Here is a 16,171-nt window from a genome sequence, read left to right as displayed (position 1 = left end):
AAAACGGTTAACTATGGCGAATGCTCCTCGATCCACATCCAAAAGCACTACAGCAAAATCTTCTGATGCTGGGAATAAGCGTGCCTTAGTGATTGTGGAGTCGCCTGCAAAAGCGAAAACAATCAACAAATATCTCGGTTCAAATTACATTGTGAAATCCTCTGTAGGTCATGTACGTGACTTGCCGACGGGTGGCTCTGGTAAAAGTACAGATAAGAAAGCGGCAGCGACCCGAACCAAATTGACCGAAGCACAAAAAGCTGAAAAAGCGCAACAGGCTTTGGTCAATCGGATGGGGGTCGATCCTGAACATGACTGGAAAGCGCATTATGAAGTGCTGCCTGGTAAAGAAAATGTGGTTGCTGAATTAAAAAAACTGGCTTCGCAAGTCGACGAAGTTTACCTCGCAACGGACTTGGACCGTGAAGGGGAAGCAATTGCATGGCATTTAAAAGAAGTGATTGGTGGTGATGATTCGCGCTATCAACGTGTGGTGTTTAACGAAATTACCAAAAATGCCATTCAAGAAGCCTTTAAGCATCCTGCACGTTTAGATACCAATAAAGTCAATGCACAACAGGCGCGTCGTTTTCTGGACCGTGTCGTTGGTTTCATGATTTCACCATTACTCTGGGAAAAAATTGCCCGTGGTTTATCTGCAGGACGGGTACAGTCGGTTGCAGTCAAACTGGTGGTAGAGCGTGAACGTGAAATTCGTGCCTTTATTCCTGAAGAGTACTGGCAAGTCTTTGCGGATACCAAATCTTCGAGCGATGAGATTCGTTTAGAGGCGGTGAAGCAAGCCGGTAAAACACTGAAATTACGCAATAAAGCCGAAACTGATGCTTTATTGAAAATTTTAAAAGATGCCGATTACACAGTTTCAGCACGTGAAGATAAACCGACTAAGGTCAATCCAAGCGCACCGTATATCACGTCGACCTTACAACAAGCTGCCAGTACCCGTTTAGGTTTCTCGGTCAAGAAAACCATGATGTTGGCGCAGCGTTTGTATGAAGCCGGTTTTATTACCTATATGCGTACCGACTCAACGTTCTTGAGTGATGATGCCGTGAATATGGTGCGTCAGCATATTGAGTCAGAGTTTGGTGCCAAATATTTACCTGCCAAGCCGAATCGTTATGGCAATAAAGCAGGTGCACAAGAAGCGCATGAAGCCATTCGTCCATCCAATGTTGGCTTAAAAGGCGATAGTTTGGTGGGTGTAGAGCGTGATGCTCAGCGTTTATATGACTTAATCTGGCGTCAATTTGTGGCCTGTCAGATGACGCCAGCGGAATACTTATCTTCTACAATTTTAGTCGATGCCAATGGCGTAGAGCTAAAGGCCAAAGGTCGTACCTTGGTGTTTGATGGCTTTACCAAAGTTCGCGGTCAAAACAAATCCGATGATGATGTCTTGTTACCTGCGGTAAAAGTGGGCGAAGTCCTGAATCTGGAAAAACTCGATCCATCACAACATTTTACCAAGCCGCCTGCGCGTTTTACCGAAGCTTCGTTGGTGAAAGAATTGGAAAAGCGGGGTATTGGTCGTCCATCAACATATGCTGCGATTATTTCGACCATTCAAGATCGTGGTTATGTAAAACTGGAAAATCGTCGTCTTTTTGCTGAAAAGATGGGGGAGATCGTCACAGATCGTTTGGATGAAAGTTTCAATAACCTGATGAACTATGACTTTACGGCTGATCTTGAAGGTCAGTTGGATAAAGTTGCAGAAGGTGAGCGCAACTGGAAAGACTTGCTAGACAGTTTCTATGGTGATTTCAAAAAGCGTTTAACCACGGCTCAGGGCGATAGTGGCATGCGTCGCAATCAACCTGTTGAAGTGGGAGAGGTGCATTGCCCTGAATGTTCACGTCCTATGCAGATTCGTACAGGAACGACGGGTGTGTTCTTGGGCTGTTCAGGTTATAACCTGCCGCCTAAAGAGCGTTGTAAAGGCACCTTGAACTTGACGCCTGTTGAATCTCTTGCGGCCCTGTCTGATGATGATGCGGCTGAAACAGCGGACTTGATGTCGAAAAAGCGTTGCCCAATTTGCGCAACTGCCATGGACAGTTATGTGATTGATGGTGGTCGTAAACTACATGTTTGCGGTAATAATCCAGATTGCGCTGGTTTTGAACTGGAAGAAGGCGAGTTCAAAATTAAAGGGTATGACGGTCCAACCATTCCATGTGACAAGTGCGATGGTGAAATGCAGTTAAAGACGGGTCGTTTTGGTCCTTATTTTGCCTGCACCAGCTGTGATAATACGCGTAAAGTATTGAAGAGCGGTCAGCCGGCACCACCGCGGGTTGATCCAATTAAAATGGAACATTTGCGCTCGACCAAGCATGATGACTTCTTCGTCTTACGTGATGGTGCTGCAGGTCTATTTTTGGCTGCAAGCAAGTTCCCGAAAATTCGTGAAACGCGTGCCCCGAAAGTGTCTGAGCTACGTTCCGTTGCCGAGCAGCTTGATCCAAAGTATCAATTTATTTTGCAAGCCCCTGATGTTGATCCAGAAGGAAATCCAACTTTGGTGAAATTTAGCCGTAAAAACCAAGCACAGTATATTGGTTCGGAAACGGCTGAAGGTAAGCAAACCAAATGGTCACTGGTGTTCCAAGATGGCAAGTGGGTTGAAGCTTAAAGTCTTAAATGATTGATTATAAATGCTCACTTCGGTGGGCATTTTTTATGTCACAATAAATCATATAAAAACGTAAAAAATATTTTTTTTGGGGGAACTGTGGACATTCAAACGAAAAAGTTTGCTGTATTAATTGATGCCGATAATTCATCAATTGGCGCCATTTCATCGGTTTTAGAAGAAGTCGCTAAATATGGGATTGCGAGTGTAAAGCGGGTTTATGGTGACTGGAGTAGTGACACACTGAAGAAATGGAGAGATGTTTTATTGCCTCATGCAATTACGCCCGTTCAGCAGTTTGCCTACACAAAAGGTAAAGATGCGACGGATATGATTTTAATTATTGATGCAATGGATTTGCTGTATGCAGGAGCATTAGATGGCTTTTGTATTGTATCCAGTGATAGTGACTTTACTCCTTTAGCATCGCGTATTCGTGAAAATGGATTAAGTGTTTATGGATTTGGTAAAAAATCCACGCCAGAAGCTTTTAAAAAGGCTTGTGATAAATTTATTTCAGTAGAGAATCTTATTATTGAGGAAAAAGAAGATATTAAGCAAAGTGATGAATTGAAAAAAGAAATTAATAAAGAAACAATTAAAATAGTTACTCTTGAGCGAGAAAATATTAAACAACAAATAGATAAAGCAACGCTAAATCTTATTTATAAGGCGGTTAAAGAAAACTCTGATGAGCGTGGGTGGGCTTATTTAGGCACTATAGGAACTTATATTTCTACTGTTAAACCTGATTTCGATACCCGTAATTATGGCTATGATAAGTTATCTGGATTAATAAAAGGATTAGGGCTATTTGAAACCAGAATGCAAGGTAGTCAAATGTATCTGAGAAAAAGCAGTTTCAGCTCATTTATTAAACTAGTACAGAAGGCAATTAGTCAACAATCAGAAGTAAATGATTGGGTACATATTCAAGAAGTAATTAATTTTTTAAAAAAGTCTGATTTGAATATAAAAAATTATGAAGAAGCTATTGATTCAATTCATCAGGGATGGATTGAAGTTAAGATTGTAAATGAATCTAAGTTCATTCGAACAAATAAGGTCATGCCGTGATAACCAACATGCAATTGGTATTTAGATAAGAGGATACGGTATGTGGAAAAAAATAAGAATTTTATGCTTATTGCTGATTTTATTGATTGTGGCGGTAAACGCATGGCGTGATCAAAATCAAAATTGGAATAAGCCGATTATCGTGTTACTACATCCGATTAATGCGGATGGTCAGGCAAGCACGCAACACTATATTCAACAATTATCTCTACACGATCTTGCTGATGTACAGCCTTATTTACAGCAGATGTCAGCACAGTATCGTGGACAACCCATTCAGTTGTATTTAAATTTTGGACGGGCACTGAGTCAAAAACCACCCAAAGTGCCTGAACAGGCCAACATGTTGGACATTATATGGTGGAGCCTTAAATTTCGTTTTTATGACTGGCAACAGCATAAACGTAGTGATGGTGCTTCGGCAGTGACGCTGTATTTAAATTATTACGATCCTCAATTTACAAATGAGTTAAAACACTCTACTGCCTTAGAAAAAGGGCGGATTGGTTCGGTCAATCTTTATGCCAGTAAAAAGCAAAATGGGCAGAATCAGATCGTTTTGGTTCATGAGCTGTTACATGCCTTTGGTGCTTCGGACAAATACGATATTGCGACAGGACAGCCCCTGTATCCGCAAGGTTATGCTTATCCAATGCAGCAGCCGTTATTCCCGCAGGCTAAAGCGGAGTTAATGGCCGGGCATATTCCTGTATCGGCACAAAGCAGCAAAATGCCTGAAGCATTACAAGACACATTGATTAATCAAATTACCGCACTAGAAATTGGTTGGATAAAATAAGCTGGGTATAACTTCAGTTTTATCCACAGTTCTTTACTTTGCTGTGGATAAAAAAGATGCAGATTGGTAACAGACAGGTCATTTAAAATCGATAATAATCATGGTCATCCATCACAAAAAAATTGAGAAAAAATATGAAAACTGTGGGTAATGATCTGGTTCGACATCAATTACATGAAAACCGTAAATGGTACTTGGCACTCGGCATTCTGTTGACCGTGTTTGGCTTTATTTTGTTGGCGGCTTTGCCATTTGCGACCCTGTCAGCGGTTTATTTGTTTGGTATTTTAATGATGATCGGTGGGGTACTACACTTGGTCGCGGCATTTAAAATCTTTGAGGGGGGATATCGTTGGCTATGGGCCGCATTTGCGATTTTTTATCTGATTGCGGGTTATTATGCCTTTACCACGCCTGTCAAAACGGCCATTGTATTAACCAGTTTCTTGGCCATTTTCTTGGTGATTGCGGGGATTGTGCGGAGTATAAATGCCTTTATGCTAAAACCTTTGGCAGGCTGGGGCTGGACGCTTTTTTCAGGGGTGCTCACCTTCATTACAGGGGTGGTGATCTTAATGTCTCCGACTGCGCCATTTTGGGTGTTGGGCATGTTCCTCGCTGTGGATATTCTATTTCAAGGCATCAATTATTTAACCTTAGCCTCATATATCAAGCACGAAGTTCCTAAAAGTTCGGCAGACTTATAGGGGAAGATAGCCTTAGAGTCACCGAAAAAAGAGTGCTATGTGCGCTCTTTTTTATTGCGTATGATGCAAGAATACTCCAGTTATTCTTCATACACTTATGCCTAAAACTTTTGTGCTTGCTCCAGATTCCTTTAAAGAAAGTATGACCGCTCAACAAGCCTGTCAAGCTATGCAACGTGGTATTCAGCGTGTATATCCAGATGCGGTGTGTGTTCAGGTTCCAATGGCAGATGGCGGTGAGGGCACGGTCGATGCTTTGGTCGCGGCAGTACACGGTAGGAAAGTACCTTGCATGGTTTCTGGCCCTCTGGTCGAACAGCAGATCACTAGCTATTGGGGATTGCTGGATGAAGGTAAAACCGCAGTGATTGAAATGGCCAAAGCCAATGGAATTCATCTCCTGGAACCCTCTAAACGCAATCCTGCATTGACGTCGACCTATGGAACTGGGCAGATGATCCAACAAGCATTGGATCGAGGGGTGACTCAAATCATCATTGGGCTAGGTGGCAGTGTGACCAACGATGCGGGTATGGGTATGGCACAGGCATTAGGGGTGCGATTTTTAGATGGCGACGGGAACGATGTTGCTCAAGGGGGTGGGCAGTTGCATCGGGTTGTTCAGATTGATGTGTCACAACGTGATCCACGCTTAGAGCAGGTTGAGATCGTGATTGCGAGTGATGTCAATAATCCACTTTGCGGGGAAAATGGTGCCTCTCAGGTCTTTGGAGCACAGAAAGGGGCAACACCAGCCATGGTGCATCAATTGGATCACAATCTGGCGCATTTTGCCGATGTGGTGAAAGCTCAATTGCAGCTCGATTATGCCGATGTTGCTGGCGCAGGTGCGGCAGGTGGCTTGGGCTATGGCTTGATGGTGTTCACGGGGGCAAAAATCTGTTCTGGGGTGGAAATGGTGATTCAGTATACACAACTGGCCCAGCATATTGCTCATGCCGATTATGTTTTTACCGGCGAAGGAGGGATCGATTTTCAAACCAAATTGGGTAAAACGCCCTATGGCGTGGCGCAAGTGGCAAAGCAATTTAATAAGCCTGTGATTGCCTTTGCTGGAGCAATTGGTGATCGCGTTGATGAATTATATGCCGAAGGTTTTACTGCCATTTTTGGAATTGTGGATGCTGCGTGCGATTTACCTACAGCCTTAAAAAATGGTCAAAATAATTTGGAACGAAGCTGTGAGAATGTGGCACGGCTTTTATCCTTACAGCCATGTCTTGAAACTTAAAGGATTAGCTTAGGTACGCGATAAAAAGCAAAATCGGCATTTTAGAGGGGATTTTGTTAAACTAGGCATCGATCTAGCACGATGAGCCATTATGAGTTTAGCCAGCCTAATTGATGAATTAAATCCACAACAAAAGCAAGCAGCCACGACAGCGTCACAACATAGTCTGGTGCTGGCAGGGGCAGGCTGTGGTAAGACCAAAACCATTGTGGCGCGTGCGGCCTATTTGATTGATCAGGGGGTGCCTGCCAATCAAATTCAAATCCTCACCTTTACGCGTCGTGCAGCCAGTGAAATTGTGGCGCGGGTAGAACTGGCTTTGGGTGAGCAAGCCAAAGGGCTGCGTGCATCGACTTTTCATACCTTTTGTATGTATCTGTTGCGCCGCGTACCGAAAGCCTTTGGATTAGAACAATTCTCGATTATTGATCGGGATGACCAGTTGATGATGTTTCGACTGATTCGGGGTAAAGACGACAAGAAAAATCCCAATCAATTGCCTAAGCCACAAGAGCTATGCGATCTCTATTCTTTTGCACGTAATACTCGTCAGAAATTGAGCGAGGCTTTAGAAAAACAGCATCCTGAGCATTTGGTGTTTAAAGATCAAATCGCTGCAATCATGCAAGAATATGAAAGCCGCAAGCGTGCCCGCAGCTTTTTGGACTATGATGATATTTTAGCCATTGTTGCTTCGGCGCTCGATCAGTCAGAAGGCTTGGTGGATTATGTGGCCTCGATTTGCCAGCATATGCTGGTGGATGAAATGCAGGATACCAATCCCTTACAGTGGGCACTACTCGATCCCTTAAAAGACAAAGTTAGCCTGTTCTGCGTCGGAGATGATGCCCAGTCGATTTATGGGTTTCGTGGTGCCGATTTTGAAAATATTCACCATTTTAAAGAACGCGTACCTGATGCAGTGGTCTATAAACTGGAGCAGAACTATCGTTCTACCCAAGAAATTTTAGATTTATCCAATTGGTTGCTGGATCAGTCTGAAATTCATTATGACAAACGTTTGGATGCATATCGGGGGGAGGGAATTAAGCCCCGGATGCATATTTTTCCGAATGAATTTGATGAAGCCAAATGGATCGCCATAGACATTAAAGAGCGCCATTACTTGCAGGGGCATCCGTGGTCAGATCATATGGTTTTGGTGCGTTCTAGCTTTGCTGCACGGCATATCGAGGCGGCTTGTATTGCAGCGAATGTCCCGTACCGTTTTATTGGTGGCATGAAGTTGCTGGAAACGGCTCATGTGAAAGATTTACTGAGTCTGTTACGCGTGATTGCCAATCCGCTGGATGATATTGCCTGGATGCGCTTTCTTACCTTGTGGAATGGTGTTGGTGATGTCGGTGCGAGCCGTTTAGCACAGCAATTGTTACTGGAACCTGAGTTCGAGGTAATGTTTACGAAGCTGGAACAGTTTGGGCGTATTCCAGCAGACGTCTTGTTGATCATGAAACAAATGACGGTGCTGAAACAAGAAGTACAAGCCTGTGTCAGTTTGGGGATTCAGGCGATTGAAGCTCAACTGGCGGAAAATTATAAAAAAGACTGGAATCGTCGCCAAGGTGATTTTGAACTGGTGAAGCAGTTGGCTGCCAAACATGCTCAATTAAGCGAATTTCTTGAGGAATATGTGCTTGATCCTGTGTCGATTTCTGAAATTGAACGTCAGTCTGATCGTGATGTGGTGACCCTGATTACCATCCATTCTGCCAAGGGGACGGAGCAAAAGGTATGTTATGTAGCGAATGTCACGCCAGGGCAGTATCCACATGCGCGAGCGCAGGGGAATTTTGATGAGGTTGAGGAAGAGCGTCGAGTGCTGTATGTTGCAATGACTCGTGCGAAAAATGAGCTGATTTTAACGAAGCAGAACTTAAATCTGTGGGCGCGCGATGTGATTGATGAACAAGGGCGTACTGTTGAAAGTTATTTCCTGAATGATTTGACGCGAAATTTATGTACGCTAGAAACGCATCATAAAACCCGTCAGCAGACGGTGAAAAGTGCTTTAATTGAACGTCAGTCAATTGATTTAGATTTTGGGATCAATCTCGATTAAACTATCGCTATTGCGAAGCTTGAAAGCCAATTCCATTCTGCTTTTTGAGTATTTGCCTATTTTAAGGTTTAAAGATGAAAATTTTAGTTCGTAATTTAGAACGTACTGTCACAGAAGATGAATTACTGAAGCTGTTTCAGCAATACGGTACAGTCGACACTTGTCAGTTGGTGTTGGATGCCGAAACCGGTAAATCCAAAGGTTTTGCTTTTGTGGAAATGCCACATGGCCGTGAAGCGGTAAAAGCGATTAAAGGTTTAAATACCTTGCGTTTACATGGCACTGGTATTCGGGTCAAGCAAGCTGAAGACAAGCCACAGGCTTAAATTAAAAGGAGCAATAATTGCTCCTTTTTTTTGATAAAAATTATAAAAACTCTGATTCAGCCTAATCTAGGTCGGCACCTGCGAGTAAATATATTGTTCAAGGTAGACAAGTATTGGAAATTCGCTCTAGGCGATCAGTACAACGCAAGGATTTACTGATGCTCGAAGCCGAGGCATTATTGGGATCGCCACGGCATTATAGAGGTAGCTTGCGTTGTTGCGTTCGTTGATGATCATTCGCTTCATATTCAGAAAATCCTGAAATTGATTTCGGCCAAGCTTTCTATTGAGGACACGCTATTACGCTTGGGTCATTGAAAATGTCAGACCAATACACCCCCAATAAAAACTGTGACTCGCCCTAAAATATCTTGGATAGAACAGGAACAGATGTAATTTTTTTATTGTGCATCGAATTGAATTGAGTTTAATCTTAGAGCTGTTACAAAATGCCCAAAAAATAGGAAATCCGTATGTCCCGTGTTGCTCGCTTCCATGCCGACCGTACCAATCAGAAATTATATTTTGCACGTTTGTCGTGCCAACAAGCAGAGCAAATCGATCATATTCAACAAGCACAGGCCTATCGTGAGGCAGCAGTTTTTCATCTGCATGGTGCGGTACTGGCTTTCTTGCAGGAGCTGGTGCGTTATTACCGTTTAAATGACTTTCAGCCGACTTTAAAGTCCATTGAGGAACTGATGGCGGCCAAAGGTCAGGTTTCACCAGAAGTTACGGTGATGCAGCAACTTGCTAAAGATGGCTTTATTGCGGAATTAAAGCGTGCCTATCGGATGTGCCAGTACGCACCTGAGCCAACTGCGCCAGAACCAGAAGATGAAACCTCATCTAACTTGATTATTAAAGTGACGCAAACTCCGCAGGCGTGGTTACCTGATACGAAAATTTTACGTGAGTGGCATCGTGATCTGACTCAGCTGATTGATGGTTTCCGCAATGAAATGGTGGAGTTTTAAGTAAATCAAGGCAAATGCTTGAAGTTTAGATTTTTGACCCGATATTAATAATCTAAGCAATGCAAAGTGCAACGGCCTTTGCCACCATGTTGAACATGGAGGAAGATATGTCTATAGAGCAATTGAAAGAGTTATTCGGGAATCAGGAAGCGGTTTTAGAGTTAGTTCAACTTGAAGGTGGTGAGTTGGCATTGCGTAACGCAGGCTCAGAGAAAGAACCTCTGGTGAAAATTCAGTTTAACGATGAAGTAAAAGCCTTGTTGGGTGATCAGACCGCCGTGATTGCACAGCACATGATTCAGGCGGCATTGTTTGGCTTGCTTGAAAAACAAGTGAATGAATGGCAAGCCGAGGTTGTGGACGAAAAACCACAGTTTATGAGCTAAGCTGTTTTAGCCCAAAAAGCGCACATGAAGTGCGCTTTTTTATGTCTGAGAATTAATGACTCGGGGATTGATGGTGAGCCAGTTCAATTTGATTAAGAATATGATTGCTCATATTTTTCGCCATTTCCTCTTTGGCTAAATACACTTCGCCAAGGTTTTCCTTGCGAATGACTTCAGCCTCTTCTTTACTTTCGGCACAAATCAAGACCTGTATTTGAGGGTTTAAGGTTTTGGCAATATCGACAATTTTATGGATGTCGATAATATCCATCGGAGACAGCACCAAAAGTCGGGCATGCTGAATATGGGCCTGAATCAGTACCCCAGGTTCAGTTGCCACCCCTGATACCGCAGCAATGCCTTTTTCACGTAGATTCTCGACAATATCGCGGTTTTCTTCAGCAATGACCACCTTAATTTCTTTCGCCATCAGACTTTTGGTAATACGACGACCGACTTCACCATGACCGACAATCACAATTTGGTCACGTAAATAATCTTGCGAGACTTCATCTGGCAGCATCGCCAAGGGGTCACTGCTTCGCTCTAATAAGCGCGCCAGTGAAGAACGTTCACGAATCCAGTTTTGAATCGGTTCAATCGCAGCAAAAATAAAGGAGTTTAGGGTGATGGAAATCAGCGCACCCGCCAAAATCAAGTTTTGACCTTCTAATGACAAGAGCTTTAAGGACACACCCAGTGTGGCCAGAATAAAGGAGAACTCGCCAATCTGTGCCAGACTCGCACCGACGGTGAGGGCTGTATTGATGGGGTAACGAAAGAATAAGACCAATGCCATGGCGGCAATGGTCTTACCAATCATGATAATGCCAACGACGGCCAAAACGTGTTCAGGTTCTTCCCATAAAATACGTGGGTCGAACAGCATGCCTACCGAGACAAAGAACAAGATGGCGAAAATTTCGCGTAAAGGCAGAGTTTCTTCTTCAGCGCGATGACTAAAGTCCGATTCTTTCACCACCATCCCTGCAAAGAAGGCACCGAGCGCCATAGAGACACCAAAGACCTTATAGGCACCAAATGCAATCGAGACGGCAGCAGCGACAACGGTTAAGGTAAACAGCTCACGGGAACCCAAGCGCGCAACAAACTGCATAATCAGTGGCACGAGACGTTTGCCAATGATCAACATAAAGGCAATAAAGCCTGCGACTTTTAATAAGGTTAAGCCGAGGGTCAGCCAGATATTGTCCTGGCCAGCATGCCCTGAGATAGATTCTCCGCCCAGTAACATCGCTGTTGCAGGTAGGAGCACCAAAACCAGCACCATGACCAGATCTTCAACCAACAGCCAGCCAACCGCAATTTTGCCGTTAATTGAGTTGAGGAGGCCTTGATCGGCTAAGGCTTTGAGTAAGACCACTGTACTTGCACAAGATAAGCTCAGGCCAAAGACCAAAGCGGAACCAAAACTCCATCCCCAGAGCATGGAAAGTCCGATACCCAGCAAGGTCGCCACCGCAATTTGTAAGATGGCGCCAGGAAGGGCAATTCTTCGGACTTGTAAGAGGTCGTTTAGGGAAAAGTGCATGCCGACCCCGAACATCAGGAACATGACCCCAAGTTCGGCCAGCTGATTGGCCAGTTGAATATCACCCACAATACCCGGAGTGTTCGGGCTAATAATTATGCCTGCAATTAAATACCCGATGAGCGGGGGAAGGCGTAAACGAGCGGCCAGATAGCCAAAGATCAGCGCAAGCCCAAAACCAACAGCCAGTAATATTATCAGGTCTACATTATGTGGCACTAAGAACTCCTTAAACATAGGTTAAGGGTGAAAAGAAAATAAGCACAAAGAATGCCAAAAAGTTATTTAAGTTTATCAAGGCGCATAAAAAAAATGCAAAAAAAAACGACCCCAGATAAGGTCGTTTTCTTTTAAGAATCTAAAATTATTTGATTTTAGCTTCTTTGAAGATTACGTGTTGACGGATTTTTGGATCAAATTTTTTGATTTCCATTTTTTCCGGCATAGTACGTTTGTTTTTAGTAGTGGTATAGAAATAACCTGTACCAGCTGTAGAAACTAAGCGAATCTTATCACGCATTGTCCTGACTCCTTACTTAGATCTTTTGACCTTGAGCACGTAGGTCAGCAACAACCTTTTCAATGCCCAATTTGTCGATAATACGCATACCCTTAGTAGTAAGACGAAGACGTACGAAACGTTTTTCGCTTTCTAACCAGAAGCGGTGGTGGTGCAGGTTCGGCTCGAACCGGCGCTTAGTTTTGTTGTTGGCGTGTGAGACGTTGTTACCAACGACTGGACGCTTGCCGGTAACTTGGCAAACCTTAGACATGGTGTAACTCCATTGATTTAGCCAACAGCAAATCTGTATGGCCAGTCAAAAATAAACGGATTGAATTCATTCAAGGGGCGTTTTATACCAAAAATGCGCTTAAAAGACAAGCGATTTTCATTAAAACTCGACATGAACTAGTGCGATAGCTCATGCCTTGATCACTTAACGAAGAAGAGTTTTCAAAATCAATTTGTGAATCGGCTTATTAAACGGTGGGAGAATGTATTTAAAGCTATACAGCTTTGGATTCGACATCATAGACCGTTCATGCGACAAACTGAAGAAACCTTCTGGACCATGATATTTCCCCATTCCTGATGCACCAACGCCACCAAAAGGTAAGTCGTCTTGCGCAACATGGGTTAATACCGTGTTTTGTCCAAAATGCCCTGAATGGGTACGCTGTGCGACATAATCCGCACGCGCCTGATCAAAGTCGAAGTAGTATAAAGCAAGTGGACGTGGACGGCTATTAATAAAGTCGATCACATCGTCAATTTGATCATATTCCATGATGGGCAGTACTGGTCCGAAAATCTCGTTCTGCATAATCTGCATGTCGGGTGTCACGCCTGCGACAATGGTTGGCGCAATTTTACGAACAGTCGTCAAATTTTCTTGTTGAGGATTGATCTCGATAATTTTTGCCCCATGCACCTCAGCATCTTGCAAATAGCCCTGAATCCGACGGTACTGTTTGTCGTTAATCATCGAGGTGTAATCCTGATTATCTTTAAGATGTGGGTACATCTCGGTGACATAGGACTGAAACTTCTCCACAAATTCTTGAGTCTTGCCTTTCGGTAAGAACATAAAATCTGGAGCCACGCAGGTTTGACCGGCATTCCAGAGTTTACCGACCGCAACGCGCTGTGCCACATCGTCCAGATCAATTGATGAGTGTACCAAGACAGGGGATTTCCCCCCTAGCTCGAGAATTACCGGCACAAGATGTTCTGAGGCGGCTGCCATGACGGTTTTTCCGACATTGGTGGAGCCTGTAAAAATAATTTTGTCGAAAGCCAAATGGCTGAAAGCATCGGAAATGACCCCACCGCCATTAATGACTGCAACCAATTCTTGTGGAAAGATTTCGGACAGAGCCATTTCAAGCACACGACCAAAATTACAGGAAGAACTTGAGATCTTGATCATGGCATGGTTGCCTGCGGCTAAGGCGCAGATCAGTGGGCCCACAGAGAGGAGTAGTGGATAGTTCCACGGTGCAATAATCCCGATGACACCCAAAGGCTGGTATTGTACCCAGGCTTTCGCAGGCTGATGGATGATTCCGACATGTCGCTTGGAGGGCTTCATCCATTTGGCTAAATGCTTGCTATAATATTTAATCTGTTCTAGGCAAGTGAGTAATTCCCCGATTTTGGTTTCGGCAATAGAACGGTTACCATAATCGAGATCAATTGCTTCAGCGAATTGATCTTGGTACTTAACCAAGATACGCTTAAGCCGTGCTAAACGATCAATACGTTCCTTTGCTGTAGGTAAAGGATAACGTTGGTAAGCATGTTTTTGCTGTTCAAGTACGTCGTGTAAGTATTGGAGATCAAAAGCATTGGGTGTCATTGCTGTTGTTTTTGTTTGACTGTTCATGACGCACTACCAGTTACATTAAAGCGGATAATTAATTTTTAGAGTAATAGCTCTAAATAGTCAAGTCACTTTCTGTGTTAGTTTTCTAACCCATTGAATATATGGTTACTTTAGGATGTCTCACTCCAAAACGGTGAAAACCAAAGAACGCATTTTGCAATTGAGTTTGCAGTTGTTTAATGAACGTGGTGAACGCTCGGTCACGACTAATCATATTGCCGCTGAATTGGGCATGAGCCCGGGCAATTTGTATTACCACTTTCGTAATAAAAACGAAATTATTAAAGAATTGATGGAGCAGTATCAGAAAGAAACGCTGGAAATGCTCGCTTTGCCTGACGACCGTGCTTTGGATGTAAATGACAAAATCAGTTATTTCCAAGTGCTCAGCAACCAATTGTGGGCGTATCGTTTTTTACATCGTGATGTATATCACTTGGTGGAAAATAATGAAGATTTCCGCAAAATGTATCCGCGTTTTGCAGGGCAGGTGATGCAACAAGGTCAAAAGATTTATCAGGCTTTTGTGGATGCAGGGCTTATGCAAATGACGGCTTCTGAAATTGAAGCCTTGGTGATTAACTTGTGGATTGTGCTGACCAACTGGACCAACTTTTTATATATGTCTGGTCATATCAGTGATTCCAACCATTTGGAAGAAAAATGGGTTTGGCAAGCGCTGCGCCAAATGGTGTTTCTTGAAGGGGCCTATTTACGTGGCGAAAGCCGTGAAACTTATGAGCGATTACTGGAAAGTTTTGGTCCTTCAGAGTTATTTGCCAGCCTCTCGCTTGCGAAAAACAATTGAACTGAAACCAGCTATTTAGAAAGCGTTTAAAACGCGCTAGAATACTCGGCTTATTTAAATTAGGTGTAACAAGAACCAACATGAACATGACCACTGCTAACACGGCACGCTTACTGATTACTTGTGAAGATAAGCCAGGGATCGTGCAGGCTGTATCGAGCTTTTTGTATCATCAGGGAGCAAATATTACCGCACTTGATCAATACGCGACGGAAGCTACGGGCGGGCGTTATTTCATGCGTGTTGAGTTTGAATTAGACCACCTACAGTCACGTAAAGAAAGTTTGATTCAGACCTTTGCAGTGAATGTGGCAGAGCGTTATGCCATGCAATGGCGTTTTGCGTTCGTGAGTGACGTGAAAAAAGTCGGTATTTTGGTGTCTAAAGTCGACCACGCCTTACTTGAGCTGTTATGGCGTCATGCGCGTGGCGGCTTGCCATGTGAAATTACCAAAGTGGTTTCCAATCATCCTGATTTACGTGAAGCGGTTGAAAACTTCGGTATTCCATTCGAAGTGGTACCAGTCAATAAAGAAAACAAACGCGAAGCCTATGCCAAGATTGATGAATTGATGCAAGGCAATGATTTGCTTGTGCTCGCGCGCTATATGCAAATTCTGGATGAAGAATTTGTGAAGCATTGGGAAATGAAAATTATCAATATTCACCATTCGTTCTTGCCGGCTTTTGTGGGTGCAAATCCATACAAACAAGCTTATGAGAAAGGGGTGAAGTTGATTGGTGCGACGGCACATTACGTAACGGCTGATTTAGACCAAGGCCCGATCATTGAGCAAGATGTCGAGCGTGTGAATCATGACTTTACCGTTGATCAATTACGTGAATTGGGTCAAGACGTCGAGCGTAATGTATTGGCACGTGCAGTGAAGTGGCATTTAGAAGACCGTATTATTGTCGATGGTAATAAAACCGTTGTTTTTCAATAACGATTATTAGCATTTGCAAAAAGGATCTGTTTTTTACAGGTCCTTTTTTTATTTTGATTCAAAAAACTCATCAAAACAGTGAAATTAATAGTTGCAAATGAAAACACTTCTCATTTATTATTGCGATACTTTAATTGTACTAACCGATGAGCTTGATTGTTAAATCCACGATTACACTGTCGTGAGCAGTCGCTTCTTTTAGGTCGCAGATTCT

At 43.4% G+C, this 16,171-nt stretch carries 15 protein-coding genes; 11 read left to right on the top strand and 4 right to left on the bottom strand.

From position 1 onward, the window contains the following. Window positions 1–13 precede the first annotated feature (13 nt). From topA to AC6CHI_RS08535, 9 genes are all read left to right on the top strand, one after another. Window positions 14–2,659, top strand: a complete 2,646-nt coding sequence (gene topA / locus AC6CHI_RS08575; RefSeq protein ID WP_498120712.1) for a type I DNA topoisomerase — start codon at window positions 14–16, stop codon at window positions 2,657–2,659. A 99-nt stretch (window positions 2,660–2,758) separates the two neighbouring features. Continuing rightward, entirely contained in the window at window positions 2,759–3,736 is a 978-nt protein-coding gene (locus AC6CHI_RS08570; RefSeq protein WP_498120711.1) for an NYN domain-containing protein, read from the top strand. A gap of 40 nt (window positions 3,737–3,776) precedes the next feature. Next, entirely contained in the window at window positions 3,777–4,535 is a 759-nt protein-coding gene (locus AC6CHI_RS08565; protein ID WP_458892643.1) for a hypothetical protein, read from the top strand. Between the two features lie 134 nt (window positions 4,536–4,669). Continuing rightward, entirely contained in the window at window positions 4,670–5,242 is a 573-nt protein-coding gene (locus AC6CHI_RS08560; protein WP_498120709.1) for an HdeD family acid-resistance protein, read from the top strand. A gap of 97 nt (window positions 5,243–5,339) precedes the next feature. Then, on the top strand, window positions 5,340–6,494 hold the full coding sequence (locus tag AC6CHI_RS08555) for a glycerate kinase family protein (protein WP_498120708.1): 1,155 nt from the start codon (window positions 5,340–5,342) through the stop codon (window positions 6,492–6,494). A gap of 91 nt (window positions 6,495–6,585) precedes the next feature. After that, window positions 6,586–8,574, top strand: coding sequence for an ATP-dependent helicase (locus AC6CHI_RS08550; protein ID WP_498120707.1), 1,989 nt, complete (start codon window positions 6,586–6,588; stop codon window positions 8,572–8,574). 74 nt (window positions 8,575–8,648) lie between these two features. Then, window positions 8,649–8,900: an RNA recognition motif domain-containing protein gene (locus AC6CHI_RS08545; protein ID WP_458892646.1), complete on the top strand. Its 252-nt coding sequence runs from the start codon at window positions 8,649–8,651 to the stop codon at window positions 8,898–8,900. Window positions 8,901–9,373: 473 nt separating this feature from the next. Next, a complete protein-coding gene (locus AC6CHI_RS08540; RefSeq protein ID WP_498120706.1) occupies window positions 9,374–9,877 on the top strand; it encodes a DUF6586 family protein in 504 nt (167 codons plus the stop codon). 107 nt (window positions 9,878–9,984) lie between these two features. Then, window positions 9,985–10,263 carry a hypothetical protein gene (locus AC6CHI_RS08535; protein WP_016168262.1) on the top strand — a complete coding sequence of 93 codons (279 nt, stop codon included), beginning with the start codon at window positions 9,985–9,987 and terminating at the stop codon, window positions 10,261–10,263. A gap of 52 nt (window positions 10,264–10,315) precedes the next feature. Here AC6CHI_RS08535 and AC6CHI_RS08530 read toward each other — a convergent pair whose 3' ends face one another. The 4 genes from AC6CHI_RS08530 to AC6CHI_RS08515 all read right to left on the bottom strand — a co-directional run bounded on the left by AC6CHI_RS08530 (window position 10,316) and on the right by AC6CHI_RS08515 (window position 14,202). Then, window positions 10,316–12,034 carry a cation:proton antiporter gene (locus tag AC6CHI_RS08530; protein ID WP_498120704.1) on the bottom strand — a complete coding sequence of 573 codons (1,719 nt, stop codon included), beginning with the start codon at window positions 12,032–12,034 and terminating at the stop codon, window positions 10,316–10,318. A 145-nt stretch (window positions 12,035–12,179) separates the two neighbouring features. Next, entirely contained in the window at window positions 12,180–12,335 is a 156-nt protein-coding gene (gene rpmG, locus AC6CHI_RS08525) for a 50S ribosomal protein L33 (protein ID WP_003654787.1), read from the bottom strand. 16 nt (window positions 12,336–12,351) lie between these two features. Further along, on the bottom strand, window positions 12,352–12,588 hold the full coding sequence (gene rpmB / locus AC6CHI_RS08520) for a 50S ribosomal protein L28 (protein WP_000048256.1): 237 nt from the start codon (window positions 12,586–12,588) through the stop codon (window positions 12,352–12,354). 165 nt (window positions 12,589–12,753) lie between these two features. Beyond that, window positions 12,754–14,202: a coniferyl aldehyde dehydrogenase gene (locus tag AC6CHI_RS08515; RefSeq protein WP_498120702.1), complete on the bottom strand. Its 1,449-nt coding sequence runs from the start codon at window positions 14,200–14,202 to the stop codon at window positions 12,754–12,756. 115 nt (window positions 14,203–14,317) lie between these two features. Between AC6CHI_RS08515 and AC6CHI_RS08510 the strand changes: the two genes are divergently transcribed. Both AC6CHI_RS08510 and purU read left to right on the top strand, forming a co-directional pair. Further along, window positions 14,318–15,010 (top strand): TetR/AcrR family transcriptional regulator, encoded by a 693-nt coding sequence (locus tag AC6CHI_RS08510; RefSeq protein WP_458892650.1) that lies wholly within the window; start codon window positions 14,318–14,320, stop codon window positions 15,008–15,010. A gap of 80 nt (window positions 15,011–15,090) precedes the next feature. After that, window positions 15,091–15,957, top strand: coding sequence for a formyltetrahydrofolate deformylase (gene purU, locus AC6CHI_RS08505; protein WP_100240560.1), 867 nt, complete (start codon window positions 15,091–15,093; stop codon window positions 15,955–15,957). Window positions 15,958–16,171 lie beyond the last annotated feature (214 nt).

This window comes from Acinetobacter sp. GQ146, assembly GCF_059758585.1.
This window is presented reverse-complemented; position numbering and strand designations above follow the sequence as displayed.

Coding starts and splice junctions, on each gene's coding strand:
- AC6CHI_RS08550 (WP_498120707.1), top strand. CDS start 6,586: ATGAGTTTAGCCAGCCTAATTGATGAATTAAATCCACAACAAAAGCAA.
- AC6CHI_RS08510 (WP_458892650.1), top strand. CDS start 14,318: ATGTCTCACTCCAAAACGGTGAAAACCAAAGAACGCATTTTGCAATTG.
- purU (WP_100240560.1), top strand. CDS start 15,091: ATGAACATGACCACTGCTAACACGGCACGCTTACTGATTACTTGTGAA.
- AC6CHI_RS08535 (WP_016168262.1), top strand. CDS start 9,985: ATGTCTATAGAGCAATTGAAAGAGTTATTCGGGAATCAGGAAGCGGTT.
- rpmB (WP_000048256.1), bottom strand. CDS start 12,588: ATGTCTAAGGTTTGCCAAGTTACCGGCAAGCGTCCAGTCGTTGGTAAC.
- AC6CHI_RS08555 (WP_498120708.1), top strand. CDS start 5,340: ATGCCTAAAACTTTTGTGCTTGCTCCAGATTCCTTTAAAGAAAGTATG.
- AC6CHI_RS08560 (WP_498120709.1), top strand. CDS start 4,670: ATGAAAACTGTGGGTAATGATCTGGTTCGACATCAATTACATGAAAAC.
- AC6CHI_RS08540 (WP_498120706.1), top strand. CDS start 9,374: ATGTCCCGTGTTGCTCGCTTCCATGCCGACCGTACCAATCAGAAATTA.
- AC6CHI_RS08545 (WP_458892646.1), top strand. CDS start 8,649: ATGAAAATTTTAGTTCGTAATTTAGAACGTACTGTCACAGAAGATGAA.
- AC6CHI_RS08565 (WP_458892643.1), top strand. CDS start 3,777: ATGTGGAAAAAAATAAGAATTTTATGCTTATTGCTGATTTTATTGATT.
- AC6CHI_RS08515 (WP_498120702.1), bottom strand. CDS start 14,202: ATGAACAGTCAAACAAAAACAACAGCAATGACACCCAATGCTTTTGAT.
- topA (WP_498120712.1), top strand. CDS start 14: ATGGCGAATGCTCCTCGATCCACATCCAAAAGCACTACAGCAAAATCT.
- rpmG (WP_003654787.1), bottom strand. CDS start 12,335: ATGCGTGATAAGATTCGCTTAGTTTCTACAGCTGGTACAGGTTATTTC.